The organism is Idiomarina ramblicola (genome assembly GCF_003987255.1).
Classification (GTDB): domain Bacteria; phylum Pseudomonadota; class Gammaproteobacteria; order Enterobacterales; family Alteromonadaceae; genus Idiomarina; species Idiomarina ramblicola.
In genome coordinates, this window is sequence record NZ_PIQC01000003.1 from 72488 (window position 1) to 92617 (window position 20130).

14 protein-coding genes are annotated in these 20130 nt (G+C 49.1%); 6 read left to right on the plus strand and 8 right to left on the minus strand.

Annotation, left to right across the window (positions count from 1 at the left end; all coding sequences use genetic code 11):
* Positions 1 to 22: 22 nt before the first annotated feature.
* On the minus strand, positions 23 to 2728 hold the full coding sequence (locus tag CWI78_RS03905) for a TonB-dependent receptor plug domain-containing protein (protein WP_126780465.1): 2706 nt from the start codon (positions 2726 to 2728) through the stop codon (positions 23 to 25).
* A 73-nt stretch (positions 2729 to 2801) separates the two neighbouring features.
* Entirely contained in the window at positions 2802 to 4391 is a 1590-nt protein-coding gene (locus tag CWI78_RS03910; RefSeq protein ID WP_126780467.1) for a hypothetical protein, read from the minus strand.
* A 200-nt stretch (positions 4392 to 4591) separates the two neighbouring features.
* Between CWI78_RS03910 and CWI78_RS03915 the strand changes: the two genes are divergently transcribed.
* Positions 4592 to 5434 carry an MBL fold metallo-hydrolase gene (locus CWI78_RS03915; protein ID WP_126780469.1) on the plus strand — a complete coding sequence of 281 codons (843 nt, stop codon included), beginning with the start codon at positions 4592 to 4594 and terminating at the stop codon, positions 5432 to 5434.
* A 24-nt stretch (positions 5435 to 5458) separates the two neighbouring features.
* On the opposite strand, the gene argH is transcribed toward CWI78_RS03915, so the two are convergent.
* The 5 genes from argH to argC are packed head-to-tail and all read right to left on the minus strand — an operon-like array spanning position 5459 to position 11236.
* Positions 5459 to 7321, minus strand: a complete 1863-nt coding sequence (gene argH / locus CWI78_RS03920) for an argininosuccinate lyase (protein WP_126780471.1) — start codon at positions 7319 to 7321, stop codon at positions 5459 to 5461.
* A 3-nt stretch (positions 7322 to 7324) separates the two neighbouring features.
* Positions 7325 to 8536: an argininosuccinate synthase gene (locus CWI78_RS03925; RefSeq protein ID WP_126780473.1), complete on the minus strand. Its 1212-nt coding sequence runs from the start codon at positions 8534 to 8536 to the stop codon at positions 7325 to 7327.
* Positions 8533 to 9483 carry an ornithine carbamoyltransferase gene (locus CWI78_RS03930; protein ID WP_126780475.1) on the minus strand — a complete coding sequence of 317 codons (951 nt, stop codon included), beginning with the start codon at positions 9481 to 9483 and terminating at the stop codon, positions 8533 to 8535. The genes CWI78_RS03925 and CWI78_RS03930 overlap by 4 nt, the downstream gene beginning before the upstream one ends.
* A gap of 2 nt (positions 9484 to 9485) precedes the next feature.
* The gene (argB, locus tag CWI78_RS03935; RefSeq protein WP_126780477.1) at positions 9486 to 10229 is read right to left on the minus strand and encodes an acetylglutamate kinase; all 744 of its coding nucleotides are present in this window, start codon (positions 10227 to 10229) and stop codon (positions 9486 to 9488) included.
* Positions 10226 to 11236 carry an N-acetyl-gamma-glutamyl-phosphate reductase gene (gene argC, locus CWI78_RS03940; protein ID WP_126780478.1) on the minus strand — a complete coding sequence of 337 codons (1011 nt, stop codon included), beginning with the start codon at positions 11234 to 11236 and terminating at the stop codon, positions 10226 to 10228. The genes argB and argC overlap by 4 nt, the downstream gene beginning before the upstream one ends.
* Positions 11237 to 11339: 103 nt before the next feature.
* On the opposite strand from argC, the gene argE reads away from it, so the two are divergent.
* The 4 genes from argE to aceA all read left to right on the plus strand — a co-directional run bounded on the left by argE (position 11340) and on the right by aceA (position 17359).
* Positions 11340 to 12500 carry an acetylornithine deacetylase gene (gene argE, locus CWI78_RS03945; RefSeq protein ID WP_126780480.1) on the plus strand — a complete coding sequence of 387 codons (1161 nt, stop codon included), beginning with the start codon at positions 11340 to 11342 and terminating at the stop codon, positions 12498 to 12500.
* A gap of 89 nt (positions 12501 to 12589) precedes the next feature.
* A complete protein-coding gene (locus CWI78_RS03950) occupies positions 12590 to 14215 on the plus strand; it encodes a methyl-accepting chemotaxis protein (protein ID WP_126780482.1) in 1626 nt (541 codons plus the stop codon).
* Between the two features lie 192 nt (positions 14216 to 14407).
* Complete coding sequence (aceB, locus tag CWI78_RS03955; protein ID WP_126780484.1) at positions 14408 to 15991, plus strand: malate synthase A; 1584 nt, start codon at positions 14408 to 14410, stop codon at positions 15989 to 15991.
* 30 nt (positions 15992 to 16021) lie between these two features.
* The gene (aceA, locus tag CWI78_RS03960; RefSeq protein WP_126780485.1) at positions 16022 to 17359 is read left to right on the plus strand and encodes an isocitrate lyase; all 1338 of its coding nucleotides are present in this window, start codon (positions 16022 to 16024) and stop codon (positions 17357 to 17359) included.
* On the opposite strand, the gene aceK is transcribed toward aceA, so the two are convergent.
* A complete protein-coding gene (gene aceK / locus CWI78_RS03965; protein WP_126780487.1) occupies positions 17343 to 19037 on the minus strand; it encodes a bifunctional isocitrate dehydrogenase kinase/phosphatase in 1695 nt (564 codons plus the stop codon). The genes aceA and aceK overlap by 17 nt on opposite strands.
* A 145-nt stretch (positions 19038 to 19182) precedes the next feature.
* On the opposite strand from aceK, the gene CWI78_RS03970 reads away from it, so the two are divergent.
* Complete coding sequence (locus tag CWI78_RS03970) at positions 19183 to 20118, plus strand: LysR family transcriptional regulator (RefSeq protein ID WP_126780489.1); 936 nt, start codon at positions 19183 to 19185, stop codon at positions 20116 to 20118.
* Positions 20119 to 20130: the final 12 nt, after the last annotated feature.

A 20130-nucleotide genomic window follows, 5' to 3' on the forward strand; every position in this document is an offset into this window, starting at 1 on the left:
ATAAATGTCAGGCTACCCCAAATTAGAACTCGTAGCTGTAACTTAAGCTAATTTCGGTTCCAACTTCTTTGCTGCGAACTAAGATATCCGACTGAGTCACTTCCTGATCTTCTCCAAGAATGTTTTTCACCTTGAAGCCGATTTTGGAATTAAAGCTCGGATAATAGTTATAAACCAGATCCAGTGAATGGAATGGTTGCTCGAAAGCGTCCTCACGTCCACCGATACCAGCCGCTATGATACGCTCACCAAACACGTTATAGACCAACGAAGTGGCGTGTTCACCGTTAGCTGAGTCGTAGTTCAACTGGAAGTTGGCAACGTATTCAGAGTGACCGGTCATACGCTTCGTGCGGTTGGTTAAGTTACCCGCAAGAGCCGGATCAATCGAAGCTTCAGAGTCACTCCAGGTTAAGTTACCAGAGGTAAAGAAACCGTTCGCCAGGTAGCCTAAATCGTGCAGCCACTCAAGCTCAACCCCATAAACTTCCGCAGATTCGCCATTAACATAGCTCAAAGTATACTCTTCATCACCGACTTGAAGTATCGACTCAATTGGGTTCTCTATATCCTTATAGAACGCCGCAATGGTGTAGTTGTCGCCATTGTCTGCATAATACTCGAAGCGTGCGTCGTAGTTACGCAAATCGCTGCTTTCTAAACCTGCGGTTCCGAAGGTACGGATATCAGTTACCGGGTCATAATAAGCCACCGGCACAGTTTCACGTAAATCTGGGCGCACAACCGTTTCGCCATAACCAAAACGCAGTTGGTAATTATCACTGGTCATATAAGTCAGAGATAAAGCCGTATAAAGGTCATCTTCGGCAATCGTGCTATTAATCACCCGCTCAGGATTAAAGTAATTATTGAGATCCTGTTCACTAAAGATCAAGCTCGATGTCGCCAGAGAAACTTGTTTAAAGTCTTCATACCGGACACCACCACTTACGCGCCAAGTGTTATCGAATATCGCGTCGAACTCACCGTAATAGGCATCAATTTTCTGAGCCGCTAAATAATCATCTGCATTTGGTGCACTGGGCTCGCGGAAAGTAAGGCGAAAGTTATTTTCGTCAATAACATCATCCGTCAAATAACCCGTTAGCCCTAATTTGTCGTCTAAATCATCAAGAACGGAAAAGCCCGAACCGGATCCATTATCGAGACTAAAACTACTGGTATTGTAATAACGGGCTTTATCAACAAAGTCATAGCCTGCTTTTAACTCAAGCTCTATACCTGACAGCATAATTGGCAATGAGAAGTTACCGCCGTATGACTTAACGTTATCTTCCATATCGACAAACTGGAAAACAGCGCGGTTATCGTCACCGGTTACGCGAGTTTCTGTAAAGTTACCGTCAGCGTCATATCTATCATCAAAACGGTACGAAACTTCCGTAGGAATGTCTGTTTCAGCTTTTGACTCCGTATACTGCCAGTCAAAACCAATGCCCCAGTAATCCATGAAGGTATGTTGTCCGCGGAACTGATCCACATCCAGTACACGCTCTTCATATTTAAACTCGTGCTCACGGTTCGCAAGACCCGTTCCAATAATAGTTTTCAGGTTACTACCATTAGGGCTTTGTTTAATACCAAATTCCGATTCGTCTTCTGAATCTTCAAGATAAATTTTGGTATAACTGACACTGTGCGTATCCAGTTCATAGCCTGCGGTGAAAAAACCGTTCATGCGCTCAGTTTCTGTCGTTACTGAGGTTTCTGAAAAGGTGTTGTAACAAGACTTAGAGATGTCTTCTACCGTTTCCAGAGACGTTGAACAATCCGCTGTGGCGTTGTTACTGATAACCGCATTCTGGCGTTCGGAATAGTTCCAGTTATTGTCATAAGACGCCGCAGCTAATACGCCTATGGTTCCACCAAAGAATGACTCGTCAAAGCTGTTACCTAAGGTCGCCTTTAAATCCATGTTCGGATCTAACGATTCTTTCTTCAGCACCATATCACGTGGCAATTGCTTCGCTAGCGAGGCATTAATTTCACGAGCCTGATTACCCGCACTGTTTCCAGTACCAGTCAGACCATCGGTATTAATAATGTTACGCAAGCTAAAGTCGCCCTGGTAGCGGCCAATGGCTTCCTGAATGCCTGCCGGGATACCGCTGTCGTCGCGGTTATAGGTATAACCTTCGTCTGCGTTGCTATTCATGCCAACGCCCGCTTCAACACTAAAGACAAAATCATCCGGTAAAGAGCGCGTACGGATATCAATATTACCACCACCAAAAGCCGCAGGCATTGAAGGTGAAAACACCTTTTGTACTGCCATACTTTCAATAATGGTCGAAGGAATAATATCCAGCGGTACCACGTTACGGGTTAAATCCGGACTGGGTATGCTGGCTCCATTGATGCGGGCACTGGAGTAACGTTCACCAAGACCACGGACATAAATAAATTTACCATCAACCAAGGTTAAGCCGGTTACTCGGCGCAAGGCCGAAGCCGCATCGCTGTCACCAGAACGAGATAACTGCTCAGCGCCCAGGATATCAGCCACAAAAGCCTGATTCTTACGCTCTTCAACCACAGCGGCTGCACTACCTTGCAAACGACTGCCCGTTGTCACCACTTCTTCAATCGTCGATTCACGCTCAATTTCAGCTTCGTCGGCTTGCTGAGCTAACGCTGCCGGAACAGACGCAAACAACCCTAATCCAACCGCTAAAGCAACAGGTTTGAGTTTGTATTGATTTTTCATAACCAACTCCTGCAATAAAATCGGAAAATAGGCGCAACACCGTTGCGCCTATTCATTCGCATTCCAACTTAAATTAGTCCGCGTCAGCAGCAGCTACAGCAGTTTCAACCCACTGGTACCACTCAGAACTTGTATCGTCGTCAGACAATGCGCCGATGAAATCAACCGGAGTAAAGAAGTCATCGTTTAATTCAGTTAAATCATTCGCTGCGATAGTAATGGATGAGGACATATCCGATGAGATACCGTCATCATTCAAAACAGTCGCAGAACCATCCAGCACTTCGTTTACACCGTCGTTCGGATACCAGGCTGAATAGGTTTCGCCATCGCCGAAGGTGTTATCACCCGTATTCACGAAGTTGTTAGTGCAGGCTAAAACTGAGTTGTAGAAGTCCAGCTCGCCATTATCAACGCCCGCTTCACCATCTGAAGTAAAGAAGATACAACCGTCGTCAGCAGTACCGTTTTCTTTAATTTTCAGTACGTTATACATTTGACCCTGGAAGTTGTCATCAAACTTAGTGGCAATTGAAGGAGCATCATCGCGCTCAGACTTTAAATCGGTGGTAATAACAGTGACGTTAGCAATCGTTGGAGCTGAAGGAGGAACTTCATCGTAATCTGGACCGTTATTCTTCTCGCCGTCGGCTTCAAAACCGCCGTTACCCATACCCACAGTATTTCCATCAACATCAACCGTACCGTGTTTAATGAACAGGAATTGAGCTTTGCCCTGCCAGCCGGCATCAATATCTACAGAATCGTCCTGATTGTCGGTGAAAACGATGTTTTTAATGTTGGCCGCACCGCCAAAGAACTCAACGCCGTCATCATAGCCCTGGTGAATGTGAAGAAATTCATAAGATGAACCAGAACCCACAGCGTTCAGAGTTAATGAGTTAAGGTCATCGCCATCACCACCTTCACGAGGACCTGAACCTGCGTACCAAATTTTAACGTATTTCATTGAACCGCTATCATCAGCGTTATCGTTACCACCGTAGTAGCTCACAATACCTTCGGACTCAATGTTACAAGTGTCAGCAGCCCGTTGCGCATTCGTACACTGGTTTGTTTGTCCGTTACCGTTGACGATAATACCACCCCAGTCGGCGAAACGTGGTGCATCACCTGTAACGTTCAAACGGTCAAATGCGTTAGCCGAGGTAAACGTAATTGGCTTGTCGAAAGTACCAATTGCGTTCAGCTGAGCGCCACGGGCAACCTGAACAATAGCTTCACCAGAGGTAAAGGCCAGTGTTGCACCCGGTTCAACGGTCATGACCGGACCATTCTGATTAATTTCACAACTTGTCGTAGTGTCGCAATCTACACCAATTTGCAGCGCGCCTTCAAAAACATGCACGCCACCGTCAGGCAACTCTTCAAAGGTAATATCTTCGTCAATTTCGATGGTCGCACTTGCGAAGTCTGTATCGTAATTACAGTCTTGACCGTCGTATGAACCTTGAACGTCGCCGTAGCTTGCGCAATCAGCACCGCTTCCTGAATCGCCACCGCCGCCATCAGCGCCGCCACCGTCTGAACCAGAACCGCCGCCGTTATTCACCGTTGGGGTTACATTAATATCGCCGCCACAACCGGCTAAGAATAGAGCGGCTGTTACTGCAGAGATTTTGAATAAAGTATTAAATTTCATTGGGTTCTCCCGACTTGGATGTTGTCCAGTTATGATTTAAGTCGGGAGAAGACTAAGACGCTTGCATGACAAGATTGTGACAACACAAAAGTGTCACAAAATATTCATGGTCCGGTAACCTGCGTTTTCTCATTTTGATCTTTGCGCTTGTTGAATAAGTAACCTATATCAGTAATGAAAAAATCAAATGAGGAAACCCCATGCGTAAACTTTTAATCAGTGGCTTACTGGCAGCTTTTGCTTTTCCAGCTACGGCAGATCGTTTCGAAGATGTCATGATTGAACACAATGAAGTGGCCGATAATATTTATATGCTAACCGGAGCAGGCGGCAACATGCTGATGTCGTCCGGCGAAGACGGTGTATTCCTGGTGGATGATCAATACACTCAAGTAGCGGAACGTATTGCTGCCAAAATTAAGGATATTAGTGGTGAAGAGGTTCGCTATATTCTGAACACCCATTTTCACGGCGACCATGTGGGTTCCAATATGTGGTTCGCGAATAACCAGAGCTCGACCATTTTTGCCCATGACCATGTCCGTGAACGCTTAAGTAACGACGACAGCTTTAACGAAACGGGTCTGCCTGCGGTTACTTTTGATTCCGGTATCACCTTCCACTTTAATGAGGACACCATCTACGTGTTCCATTTACCAGCCGGGCACACTGACGGTGACAGTGCCGTCTGGTTTAAAGATGCCAACGTACTGCACCCGGGCGACTTATTCTTCAATGAACGCTTCCCGTTTATTGACCTAAAAAGTGGCGGTGATGTTGACGGCTATATTGCGAATGTCGAAAACTTATTGGATCGCATTACCGATGAAACTGTCATTATTCCCGGACACGGACCTTTGGCCAGCGAAGAAGATTATCGTGGTTTTCTAACCATGCTGAAAGAAACCAAAGCAGAAGTTGATACCATGAAACAGCAGGGTATGACCCTTGATGAAGTAAAAACCAAGGGCCTGAGTGACAAATGGAAAGACTGGAGCTGGTCGTTTATTAACGAAGAGCGCTGGATAACCACGTTGTACTAAAACCTGAGCTTGAGCGCCAAAGTTCTAGACTGTTGTACGAAAAATAAGTTGTTCACTCGGCTGCTCAAGATGAAATTCCATGGCCAGCTCATCGCAGTTGGCCAGCCTTGGGCAAATCTCACAGTCCTTCATGACCTTTTCCGGTAAAGTGTCTTTTGAGCAATGACTAAAACCCTGCTGCTCAAAAAAGTCCGGCACCCGGGTCAGTACTATCACCCGGTTTAACTTCAGTAAGCGTGCCTTTTTAAGTAAATAAGACACCAGCATGCGCCCCTGACCACGAACTTCCGTGCGCGGATGCACGCCCAGCGAGCGAATTTCGGCAAGCCCCGTCGTATAAATATAAAGCGATGCACAACCCATCACTTTGCCGCCAACTTCGGTCACCGCAAACTCATTAATTGAATGCACAATGTCATCTTTAGCCCGTGGTAAGTTCTCGCCCGCCCCGGCCCAGTGCTGAACCAATTCCAGAATCGCACCGATATCACCCAAGTTGGCATCGCGCACCTGAATTTTCTGTTGTTGCTGTGCCGCCTTTAACGCTTCATTCACCCGCTGAGGTGAAGTGCCGCCAAGGGCGCAGCGCTTATCCAATAAAGCCTCCAGTGTCAGCCAGTCATAAACATCGTGTTCAATCAAAGGAACAACCGCCTGAAACGCCTCCAGCGACATATCTTCCAATGGCTTTTGAGCCTGAATGGCCTGCTGCACCAGCTCCCCGACATTGTGATGTGCCTGCCGGAACGGAATACCTTTGGACACCATATAGTCCGCTAATTCCGTCGCGTTCGCGTAACCGCCCTGCGCTGCTGTGCGACAGGCTTCATGGTTAACCGTCAGACCATTCAGGGTTGAAGTCACCATAGCCAATGACGCCTGCCAGGTGGTAAAGGCATCGAACAGCCCTTCTTTGTCTTCCTGCATATCTTTGTTGTAGGCCAATGGCAACGCTTTTAAGGTCATCATTAAGCCGGTTAATGAGCCCACCACCCGACCACTTTTACCCCGCACCAACTCCAGTGCGTCCGGGTTTTTCTTCTGCGGCATCAGCGAAGAGCCCGAGGTCACGTTATCGGCCAGCTCAATAAAGCCTGCTTCGCCTGAATTGTAGAAAATTAAGTCTTCCGCTAAGCGCGACAAATGCAGCATAGACAGCGACGCGGTGCTTAACAGCTCCACCACAAAATCACGATCAGATACCGAATCCAGACTGTTACGCGTTGCTTCGCTAAACCCCAACTCGCTGGCAATGGCTTCGCGGTCGACTGCATACGCCGTCCCCGCCAGTGCACCGCAACCTAAGGGGCTTTTATTGAGCCGATCAGTAGCGTCTTGTAAGCGCTCACTATCGCGCTGCAGTATTTCCACATAGGCCAGGCACCAGTGCGCCAGTAAAACCGGTTGCGCCCGTTGCAGGTGGGTATAGCCGGGTATGACCGTACTGTGCTCGCGCTCTGCTAAATCAATTAACGCCTGCTTCGTCTGCTTTAAAGAATGCTGCAGAGCATCAGACTGCTCCCGGCACCATAAACGTAAATCGGTCGCGACCTGATCGTTACGGCTACGCCCGGTGTGCAGTTTTTTAGCTAAGTCACCTACTTTTGCGATTAACGCAGCTTCTACAAAAGAATGAATATCCTCATCGCCGCCAACCGCCACGGCAGCAGGGTCCGTGCGCACTTCGTTCAATAGTTCGTTTAGTGCTTGCTGCAATTGCTGACACTCTTCGGTACTCAGCACACCAACCTTTTGCAGCGCATTAGCCCAGGCTTTCGACCCGGTAATATCCTGCTCCGCTAACACGTAGTCAAAGGGTAGCGAGTCATTAAATTGCTGGAATGCGGCATCGGGCCCAGCCGCAAAACGTCCGCCCCATAACGCCATAAACTACCCCTTCTGCTGCTTCTGTAAAGCCGCGATCCGGCTGGGAAGAGAGAACAACCGAATAAAGCCTTCGGCGTGCGCCTGGTTATAAACTTCATCCGCCCCAAAGGTGGCAAAGTCTTCGCTGTACAGACTATTAGGCGAGCTTTTCTGCACTGCGGTTACCGAACCTTTATACAGCTTCAGTACCACTTCACCGCTGGCAGTCAAACACAATGACTGTGCCCCCGCCATCACCGACTGCTGCAGTGGTGTAAACCAGCGGCCATCGTACAGCAGTTGCGCAAACTGCTCGCTCAGTTGAGTTTTCCAACTGCGGCTGGCTTTATCCAGCACCAACTCATCAATCGCCTGCAACGCTGCCATCATCGCCGCGCCGCCCGGGGTTTCATAGCACCCACGGCTTTTCATGCCCACCAGACGATTTTCGACAATGTCCACCCGACCCACACCGTGTTTAGCCGCAATGTCATTCAACACTTCCAGGCATTCAAAAGGCGACAGCGCTTTGTCATTCACTGCCACAATCTCGCCATTTTTGACCGTCACTGATACATATTCCGGCTTATCCGGTGCCTGTTCGGGCGATACCGTCATAGTCCAGACTTTTTCAGTCGGCTCGCACCAGGGGTCTTCCAGTTCACCGCCCTCGTGGGAGATATGCCAGGCATTGGCATCACGGCTGTAAATTTTCGTCGCCGAAGCTGAGCACGGAATATTGCGCTCTGCCAAATAATCCAGCAAGGATTCACGACTGCTGAGTTCCCATTCGCGCCACGGCGCTATCACTTGTAAGTCAGGTGCTAACGCCGCGTAGCAGGACTCAAACCGTACCTGATCATTACCTTTACCAGTACAACCGTGAGACAGCGCATCCGCGCCCACTTTACGCGCCACTTCCACCTGAGCTTTAGCAATAATTGGCCGCGCCATGGCTGTACCCAGTAAATAAGTACCTTCGTAAATAGCGCCGGTTTTAAGTGTTGGGTACACATAGTTTTTCACAAACTCGTCTTTCAAATCGACCACGTGGCACTCGGACGCACCGGACGCTTTGGCTTTTTCTTCCACGCCTTCCAGCTCTTCCGCCCCCTGCCCAACGTCAGCTACAAAAGCCACCACTTCACAGCCGTAGTTTTCTTTTAACCAGGGTACAATAGCGGAGGTATCCAGACCGCCGGAATAGGCCAGTACGACTTTTTTTACGTTTCTCATGAGGCTTTCTCCATAGATTCCGGCAGTACCGCTGCCGCTGGGTTTAATAACAAAGTTAATAAGGCATTTTGTGCATACAGCCGGTTCTCTGCCTGCTGAAAACAGCGCGACAATGAACCGTCCATAACATCGGAGGTAATTTCATAGCCGCGATGCGCCGGCTGGCAGTGCAACACCGAGGTGGCACCACTGTGCTCAACCAGTTGCGCGTTGATTTGATATGGATTAAAAATATCGCGCACATCGCTCAGCGGCTTTTCATCGCCCATAGAAACCCAGGTATCGGTGTAGAGCGCATCGGCACCGGCAACCGCAGCAATGTCATGCGTTACTACAATGTTTGCGCCGCTGTTCTTTGCCAAAGTTTTCGCTTGCTTCACAACATCAGCATCGGGTTCATAACCTTTCGGGCAAATAATGGTGCAGTCAGCCCCGACCGTGGCAGCCGTTAACATCAACGAGTGCGAGACGTTATTCCCGTCGCCTAAGTAAACCAGCTTCAGCCCCTGCACTTTGCCGTACTGTTCCTGTAGCGTTAAAAAGTCGGCCAATGCCTGACAAGGGTGAAACCGATCACATAAGCTATTAACCACCGAGACCGACGCGTGCTGAGCCAGTTCTTCTAAGGTGCTATGCGACATCACCCGGGCGACAATGGCATCGGCCCAGCAGGAGAGGTTGCGGGCATAGTCGGCAACGGTTTCGCGCACGCCCATACCCTGCCCCTGCTCGTTCAGGTACACGGCATGACCACCCAGTTTTTGCAGGCCAATGTCAAAAGACAGGCGTGTGCGTAAACTGGGCTTTTCGAACAGCGTCACTACGCTTTGGCCAGCCAGTGTGTGTTGATATTTTTCGGGGTGTTTTTTTTGCGCTTGTGCTAAAGCCAATAATTGCACTGTGTCAGCCGGAGTTAACTCCAGCCCGGATAAACAATGTTTCATCATACTTACTCACTAATCTGTGTGCCTGAAAAAGGGTTATTCATTAAATTCCAACTGCCTATTCGCACACATCGTCGTAAGCGTTTTGCGGCTTCCAGCGCGCCGCGAACTTTCACCAGCATGCCGTCTTTAATGACGCCAGTTTGAGTCAGTTCGTGAATCGTATCTGAGTTGAGGTGACTTAAAGGCTTGCCACCGCCGTCTAAAACCGCTTCAACGTCGGTCAGAAACAACAGCTCAGCGTTGTAGGTCGCGGCAACAGCAACCGCAGCATCGTCGGCATTGACGTTAAACCAGTCGCCATTTTCACCAAAGCCAATAGAGCTAATGACCGGTAGATAACCATGCGCCAGTAAGTCAGAAATAAGCCCGACAGCAGGCATCACTTCCGGAATCTCACAAACGCCTACCTGCCCCAAGGTTTCAGACCTTTGTACGCAGCTAATGCCCGTTTCATACAAGGTAATACCCATCGGCTTTATGCCCTGGGCAATGGCGTATTTCATTAGTGTTTTGTTTGCCGCACCGGCCAGGCCGCCGACTATGTACGGCATGTGTTGCTCAGGACTGACTCTTATGCCGTCTTGCTTTTCACTGTGTAAGCCTGCTGTCGCCAACCACTGTTGCACTAAAGCGCCACCGCCATGCACTAACAGCGTTTTATCATAAGTTTGTTTAAGTGACTGAAACATAGCTTTCAGGGCTTCAGGCTGCTCCAATAAACTGCCACCCAGTTTTACGACTTTCATAACAGGCCCTCTTCAATCGGTAGACCTAACTGCAGGTTAATGCATTGAATCGCCTGACTGGCTGCACCTTTAAGCAAGTTATCGATGGCCGACAACACAATCAGTTGGTTTCCCTGCCGGTGCCAGCCAATATCCACAAAAGGCTGTTGTACAACATCCTTAATAGCCGGGCGTGCCCGCTTATCACAGCGTACCAGGGGTTGTTCCGCGTAACATTGGTAGGCGTTATCCAGCTCTTTATCGCTAACCCCCGGGTTAAGATCAGCATACACAGTGGCCAGAATGCCACGTGGAAATTGTGCCAGGTGAGGGGTAAACAGTACGTCATGTTGTAGTTGTTGAGCTATTTCCGGTGTATGACGATGTCCAAATAGGCCGTATGCCTGCAAAGAGAGTTCTGCACCATGAGTAACAAGAGAAGCCTTGCGCCCCGCACCCGTAACTCCGGACACCGCATTAATAATAACTTTGTTATTGTTGAGTAAACCGGACTGCTTTAGCGGAAGCAATGCCATTAAGCTGGCCGTTGGGTAGCAACCAGGAACCGCAACCAACTGGGCTGTAGCTATCTCATGCGGGTACCATTCCGCCAGACCATAAGCCGCCTGCTGAAGCCACCGAGCCTGTTTGTGCTCAAAACCATAAAACGTCGGATAATCTTCAACTGCGTCTAAGCGAAAACCACCGGACAGGTCTATCACTTTTAGGCCTGCCTCAAGAAACTCAGGCGCCAGGGCAACACTGACCCCGTGATCAGTACATAAAAACACGGTATCGGCCTGACGCTTAATGCTCAACTTTTCTTTATCTGACAAGCCCTGTAAGGAAATTTTTAGACAATGTCCGTATTGTGGGTACAAATCACTCAACAAGGTACCGGCATCACTGCTATGCTCAGACACATAACAGCCAAGAAGGCTAAGAGCCGAGTGTTGCTGCACTAAACGGCTAAGCTCCGCTCCAACGTAACCGCTGGCTCCGATAATAGCGACTGACTGAGACGGCATGCGACAAAAAACCTATTGCTGTTTCTGAGTAAAAATGCAGAATAACCGAATAAATATATTTATGCAATAATAGTGAATAATTATATTCAAGGAATTAACTCATATGCGCACAGCCTCTTTACCGTCATTCTTTTCCATGTACCAGCAGCTCATTGCTCTGCCGTCCATTAGTGCCACCGATCCTAAGTGGGATCAGAGCAACCAGAAAGTCATTACTCTCTTGGCTGAGTGGCTCGAGCTGCTTGGTTTTGACTGCGAAATTAACGAACTGCAAAGCCAACAGGGAAAGTACAATTTACTGGCCCGCCGTGGCGGTGGAAGCGGTGGGTTATTACTGTCCGGTCACACCGACACCGTGCCTTACGATGCCAGCCGCTGGAACTTTGATCCGTTTAAGCTCACCGAGCAGGACGACCGCTGGTACGGTCTCGGCAGCATTGATATGAAAGGCTTCTTTGCTTTCGTTCTGCAGGCGCTCAGCGAGCTGGACTCAACTCAGCAAACCAAACCGATAATGATACTGGCGACCGCCGATGAAGAGACGACCATGAACGGCGCCCGCGAAGTCAGCCGCTTTGCTCATCTGAAACCCGACTACTGTGTGATTGGTGAGCCTACGGATATGCGCCCGGTATACGCACACAAAGGTCATATGAGTGAGGTTGTTCGCATTACCGGACGCTCCGGCCACAGCTCCGATCCAGCATTGGGTATTAACGCCATAGAGCTCATGCACGACGTCATTTCAGCACTATTGAAATTAAAAGAAGAATTTAAGCATAAATATTCAGATTCAAGCTTTACGGTGCCACAACCCACTATGAATTTTGGCCACATTCATGGAGGCGATAATGCCAACCGTATCTGTGGCTGTTGTGAATTGCATCTGGATATTCGTCCGCTACCGGGCTTATCGGTCGACGAGCTTTACGCTCATTTGCACAAAGCGACGGAGAGTATTCAGGCACGTTATCCCGGCTCTGTTGAGCTGATTTCATTGCACCACCCTGTGCCGGCCTTTCAACAAGCAACCGACTCAGCTCTGGTTCAACTCGCTGAAAAAATCGCACAAAGCGAAGCTCAGGCTGTAAACTACTGCACCGAAGCGCCTTTTCTACAAGAATTAGGCTGTGAAACTTTGGTTATGGGACCCGGCTCGATCAGACAAGCGCATCAGCCAGATGAGTACTTATTAACCGAAACCATACAACCCACTCAAGAGAAGCTAAAAAGTTTATTAAAAAGGTTTTGTTTTTCGAGCTAGCTGCCGATAGCAAAGTATATCTTAGATTCTAGTGACATTGAGTCTGCCAGCAGTAGACCATAAGTTTTGGTACAACAAAGGATTATAACATGATACGACAGCTCTCCATCGGTGTCCGCGCAAGCACGGCTTTCGGGCTCATTGGAATACTGACACTCATTTTGGGTATTTTTGCACTCAACCGTATGGGGGCTATTGAGACTCAACTTAATATCATTAGCGGTGAGCAGGTGCCTGCACTTGATAACGTGAACGATTTGGACCGCGAATTCTTAAGAGTACGTATCCACTCGGCTAATGTTGCCGCCTATATTGACGACCCAACTCGCCTTGAGAGGTATCGAGAGAACTTAACAAGCGCTATCGATTCTCTAAAACGCAACCAGGACGAGTATGAGTCGACTATTGCAGATGCAAAGGCTAAAAAACTATTCAATGAATACATGGCGTTGGATCAAGAGTTCTGGAAGTTGAATGACCAGTTTAATCAACTCGTCGACGCTGGTTTAACCGATGCTATTGACTCACTTCGCGAAAACAATGTTCTGCCGCTGACCAATAAAATTTCTGCCAAGCTCGACGAACTTCTGGCTCGCGAAATGGAGCTCATTGATGAGGCTTCTGCAGAGGCTCATAACGTTTCCAGTACGGCCAACACGGCGGTAGTCATCGCATTAGTCATCGTTATCGCGTTATTAGCGTTATTTGCCATAGTGCTGACCAGAAGTATCGTAAAACCCATTCGTGGCGCAGTCGATTTCGCAAAAACCATAGCAGCTCGCGATTTAACTCAATCGATTGACATTGAAGGTGAAGACGAGCCAGCACAACTGCTCCGCCAATTGCGTACCATGCAAGATCAATTGCGCGAATCCATGAGCACCATTTCCGAATCTTCAGAACAACTTGCCTCAACGTCAGAAGAGCTTAGTTCGGTCACTCAAGAGTCGACCCGAACCATCCAGCAACAGTCGGAAGAGCTCGAACAAGCAGCGACTGCCGTAAACGAGTTAACGACAGCAGTAGAAACCGTTGCTCAGGATGCTCAAAACGCCTCTGAAGCTTCCGAAGAAGCCAATAAGCAGGCACAACATGGCGACGAACGTGTGCGAGAAACGGTACGCGCTATTGAAGAGCTCTCACAGGAAATTGGTGATTCATCCGGTAGCGTTACCGAGCTAGCGGAAAAAGTGAGAGGTATTACCAAGGTACTTGAGGTAATTCGCGGCATTGCTGAGCAGACGAACTTGCTGGCACTTAACGCCGCCATTGAAGCCGCACGAGCCGGAGAGTCGGGTCGAGGCTTTGCGGTTGTCGCCGATGAAGTTCGTTCACTGGCACACAAAACGCAGCAGTCCACCGTTGAAATTGAGGACATGGTTAAAGCCATTAATGAGTCCAGTGACCGTTCAGTTAGTACAATGGATCGAAGCTTAGAACGAGCCACTAAGACTCTCGATGTGGCTCGTGGTGCCGGCGAGGCTCTGCAGTTAATTGCGACAGCAGTGAGTGAAATCAATAACCACAATACTTCCATCGCCAGTGCCGCTGAAGAGCAGGCAAACGTGTCACGTGATGTTGATAAGAACTTAGTCAGTATTCGCGACTTGTCTAACTCAACCGCTTCAGGTGCAGAACAAACCAACGCCTCCAGCCAAGAGTTATCGCGTCTTGCTGTTAGCCTGAATGAGTTGGTTGAGCGCTTCAAGATTTAATCCTAAGAGTTCTCCCAACATTCAAACCAGTAACGGGGCCGCTTTGGCCCCGTTCGAATTTTAGCCACAAACTCCTTCTCAACCAAAATAACCATACTGAATACTGCTAATCAACCGCATAAATTAGACTAATGGTGCGACCAGCATCTAATCTTAATCCGTGTTAACAAACTCATAACAACGGATTCAAAAATGAACAATCTATTTAACTTCAGTCAACCGCTTGATGACGATGCGAAGGCCTTGTTCAACGACGATAATCAGTCTTTTCTCGCTGAGTTAGTCGATACCTTTCAACCACAGTTAGAGTCGCTGTTAAAAAAGCGCCAGCAACGACAGGCGCAATTTGATCAGGGCCAGTTGCCCGACTTCGATCCCACCACGAAAGACATTCGCGAAGAAAACTGGCGCATTGCCGAGTTACCAGCCGACTTGAAAAAACGCCGTTTAGAAATTACCGGCCCAGTCGACCGTAAAATGGTCATCAACGCGCTGAATGCCAATGTCGATTGCTACATGGCTGACTTTGAAGATTCTCAATCGCCTACCTGGGAGGGCATGGTTAACGGTCAAATCAACCTTCGTGACGCCAACATTGGCGGCATGACCTACACCGACCCCGACAGTGGCAAACACTATGAAGTTGGCTCTGATCCTGCACTGCTCATTGCCCGGGTTCGCGGCCTGCATTTACCAGAAAAACACGTACAGCGTAACGGCAAGCCAATTCCCGGTGCATTAATGGACTTTGCTTTGTACTTTTTACTGAATTATCAGCAGCGCCTGCAACAAGGCTCCGGTGTATATTACTACCTGCCCAAGTTGGAACACAGCGACGAAGCCAAATGGTGGGCCGACGTTTTTCACTTCACAGAGAAAAAGTTCAGCCTGAAAACCAGCACCATTCGGTCCACCATACTCATTGAAACCCTGCCGGCGGTTTTTCAAATGCACGAAATACTGCACGCCATGAAAGACCACATTGCTGCACTTAACTGCGGTCGCTGGGACTACATTTTCAGTTACATCAAGACCCTGAAAGAGCATCCGGAGCGGGTTCTTCCCGACCGCCAGGTGGTGAGCATGGACAAGCCTTTTCTTAATGCCTACTCACGCTTGTTAGTAAAAACCTGTCATCAGCGCGGCGCCCTGGCTATGGGCGGCATGGCGGCTTTTATTCCCAGCAAAGATCCAGCTGAGAATGAGAAAATACTCGCTAAAGTGCACGCCGACAAAACCATGGAACGTGACAATGGGCACGACGGCACCTGGATTGCTCACCCCGGGCTTGCGGATACCGTGCGCGAAATTTTTGTCGACGGTATTGAAGGCGACAACCAGCTTCACGTTCTGCGTGAAAACGACACAGCGATTGATCAGGCCTTACTGCTGCAACCCTGTGACGGCGAGCGCACCGAAGCGGGCATGCGAACCAACATTCGGGTGTCGCTGCAGTACATTGCCTCCTGGCTGAACGGCAAAGGCTGCGTTCCTATCTACGGCCTGATGGAAGATGCCGCCACCGCCGAAATTTCTCGTACCTCAATCTGGCAGTGGATACGCCACGGCAAGACGCTTTCCGACAACACGCCGGTCACCAAAGAGCTGTTTCGGCAATATCTGCAGGAAGAAGCGGACACAGTGAAAAATGAAGTCGGTGAACAGCGCTGGAACAACGAACCCTTTGCCCAGGCCCTGAGCCTGCTGGAAGAAATTACCACCGCCGACGAGCTGGTCGACTTTCTGACCCTGCCCGGCTACCAACAACTCAAGTAATGACAATTAAAGAACAACAAGGAATTATTTATGACAACCAAAAACCTTTCATTCGCACAACAGGTTAAAGAATTACAAAAGCAATGGGACACCGACCCGCGCTGGAAAGGTGTTGAGCGTCCCTACAGTGCCGAAGATGTGGTGCGGCTACGTGGCACAGTGCAGCCGGAATACACTTACGCCCGCAACGGTGCCGATAAACTGTGGCAGCTGATTCATGGTAAAGCGCAGGAAAAGTTCGGCAAAGACTATGTGAACGCACTGGGTGCTTTAACCGGCGGTCAGGCAGTACAGCAGGTCAAAGCCGGTTTACAGGCCATTTATCTTTCCGGCTGGCAGGTCGCTGCTGATAACAACTCAGCCTGCAGCATGTATCCGGATCAGTCACTGTACCCGGTCGACTCAGTACCAACGGTAGTCGAGCGCATTAACAACTCCTTCGCCCGTGCCGACCAAATTCAGTGGTCAAAAGGCGTTACGCCGGAAGACGACAACTACGTAGACTATTTTGCCCCGATTGTTGCTGACGCAGAAGCCGGCTTCGGTGGTGTGCTCAATGCCTACGAGCTCATGAAGAACATGATAAAAGCCGGTGCTGCCGGTGTGCATTTTGAGGACCAATTAGCATCTGTGAAAAAATGCGGTCACATGGGCGGAAAAGTACTGGTGCCAACGCAAGAAGCGGTGCAGAAACTTTCCGCTGCGCGCTTAGCTGCTGATGTTGCCGGTACGCCAACATTGATTGTCGCCCGTACTGACGCTAACGCCGCCGACTTGCTGACGTCTGATTTCGATCCGAATGACAAGCCTTTCATTACCGGTGAGCGCACTGCCGAAGGTTTCTATCGGGTTAAGCCGGGCATTGAGCAGGCTATTTCACGCGGCTTAGCTTATGCGCCGTTTGCCGATCTTATTTGGTGTGAAACCGCTAAACCAGACTTAGACGAAGCGCGCCAGTTTGCTGAAGCCGTTCATGCCAAGTATCCGGGTAAATTGTTAGCCTATAACTGTTCGCCTTCGTTTAACTGGAAACGTAACCTGGACGACGACACCATTGCCAAGTTCCAGCGCGAATTGGCCGCAATGGGTTATAAGTTCCAATTTATTACTTTAGCGGGTGTGCACAATATGTGGTACCACATGTTTGAGCTGGCACATGATTATGCCCGCAACGACATGTCAGCCTACGTTAAATTACAGCAGCAGGAGTTTGACGCAGCAGACAAAGGTTACACCTTTGTGGCCCACCAACAGGAAGTGGGTACCGGTTACTTTGACGAGCTGACCAACGTGATTCAGGGCGGGTTGTCCTCGGTTACCGCACTAAAAGGCTCGACCGAGGAAGACCAGTTTAAAACCTCCGCGTAAAGCGTAAGTCGGCAGCATAAGGAAAGACATCCGTGAGTTCACCTTTGCGGATGTTTTTTTGTATACCGCACCAATACGTCGGATCAACCAACTCAGGGTGACGTTTCAATAGCTTGTCGCGATATTTCGCCTGCGGCACAGCAAATTGCGCCAGCTGCTGCGGGAAAACATCGTCCGGTGCATAAGACACTTCCCAGTCATTCTCCGGCAGCCGCCGAAAGCTCATATCGGTTAAGTAACGCACTTCGTCATAGTCATAAAACACCACCCGTTTATGCCGGGTCACACCAAAGTTTTTCAGCAACATGTCACCGGGGAAAATATTGGCGGCCATCATTTCTTTTAAGGCCCGGCCATAGTCATCCATTGCCGCATCTACTTCTTCGTCATTGGCGTATTCTAAGTATAAATTCAACGGCGTCATACGGCGTTCAACAAACAACTGGTGAATCACCAGCGTATCTCCCTCTATCGAAATGGAGTTGCTAATGGTTTGTTTAAACTCCTCCAGTAAGTCGCCGGATATTCTCTTAAGCGGCAACGCCACATCGACAAATTCCAGTGTATCGGCCATACGCCCCACCCGATCATGTCGCTTAACCATGCGGTAACGATCAATTACCGTCTGTCGGCCAAACTCCTTGGTGCCGCCCAGCCGGTCTTTAATGACTTTAAACACATAAGGAAAAGACGGCAGGGTAAACACCGTCATAACCATACCTTTGACACCGGGGGCAGCAGAAAGCTGGTCATCTGTGCGGCGCAAATGGTGCAAAAACTCGCGATAAAACTCGGTTTTGCCCTGCTTATGAAAGCCCACCGAGGAATAAAGTTCAGCCAGAGTTTTGTGTGGCATTAAATCTTTTAAAAACCGCACCAAGGCAGAAGGCGCCTCGGTTTCCACCATAAAATACGAGCGCGCAAAGCCGAAAATAGTGGCCATGCGGTCCGACCGGGTAATAAAAGCGTCCACGTAGAGCTTGCCCTCCGAATTAATCAGCACGGGCACAATAAAGGGGTAATGGTTATTCTCAGTCACCACCCGCCCGACAATATAAGCCGCTTTGTTGCGATAGAACGGGGACTTCAGTACATCAATGCGTAAGTTATGGGCCTCGATATCCGTTTCAGTCGCCCGCTCAAAAAACTTATCGCGCAACTGTTCAATATCGTTTTCAAAGTTTTCAAATTCACCGCCCAGCCCAATATCGTCAAACACTCGCGTCAGTGTGCCTTCCAGCCCGTCAACCACCGGGAAGTAAGAGTGGCATTCATTTTCCACCGGCACCGGAATGTGATTCGCCAGCACGGTTTCTACAAAAATATAGTCGTTGTTAAAGTAGGCACGGTCAAACACCCGACAAAACACTGAGTTGTAAAAGGTTTCCGCCAGTTCCGCCTGAGGATGAAACTTCAGCAATTGTTGATAGCGTTGCCGGGTTGCCAGCCAGAGTGTTTCATCCAGCTCATTACCCACACGGCGCTCGACTTTCTTAGCCGTTGTGCCCACCTGACGGTCGTAATAATGGATTCGCTCGGACGCCGATGACACCACCGCCGCCCAGTCGCGTTGCAAGAAACGTTCACGCGCCCCCTGAGTCAGCGCCTGAAAACGCCGGTAGTGGCTATGAAAGCCATCCAGAATACTTTTTGCCATGGTTTCAGGGCTGCTAGTCATTGTCTTTACCCGCTATAACGGCCACAACGGCTCTTTCTTTGAGTGAACTTAAGCCTCAATAATGACAGAAACAGGACTGGCGTTATACATTCACCCTATTTATAATTCCGATAGATTTTTCATATTCCACTTATTTCGGATAGCTATGAATACCATCAAAGACATTGATCTGAACCTGCTGGTTTACTTAGATGTTCTGCTGCGGGAAAAGAACGTCACCCGTGCGGCGGCTCAGCTTAATATTACCCAGCCCGCCATGAGTAACGGTTTAAAGCGTCTGCGCAACCTGCTGAACGACCCTATTTTAGTACGTACCAGCGAAGGCATGGTACCAACCCAACGTGCGCTGGACATGCAGGAAGCCCTGCGCGGCGTATTGTATTCGGTTGAAGAAATGATTCAGCCAGTCCGCGAATTTGATGCCCCAACCAGCGATCAGGTATTTCGCATTATGGCATCCGACTACGCCGCTTCCACGCTTATGCCGAAGCTGCTGGAAAAGCTTGATGAGCAGGCACCTAATGTCTCGCTGGATATTATGACCCCCAGTGACATCAGCTTTCATGATGTGGAAAACGGCAAAGTGGATTTAGCCATCAACCGCTTTGAACAACTGCCACAGTCGTTTCATCAAAAGAATTTATGGAGTGATGAGTTTTCCTGCTTAATTCGCAAAGATCACCCACTTTTGGAAGACTACACGCTGGATAATTACTTGAAAGCTCAGCACGTCTGGGTCAGTAAAACCGGTTTTGGTGTAGGCGTCGGTATGGATCCACACGATGTGCAAAAACTGGGCTGGGTGGATGACGCTTTAGATAAACTGGGCAAACGCCGGAGAATTAAGGTGTTTACCCGTAATTATCATGTGGCTATGTATCTGGCACGCCAGGGGCTGGTTGCTACCTTGCCAACGCGCGCAGCCGAACTGTATTCACAGGACAGTCAGTTGGTTATGAAAGCCCCGCCGTTCGAAATACCGGGGTTAACTCTGACCATGATCTGGTCACCGTTATTACAACACGATGCAGGCCACCGCTGGTTCCGGCAAGTGGTCGCCGAAACCGCGGCAGCATCATAGCTGAGTTAATCC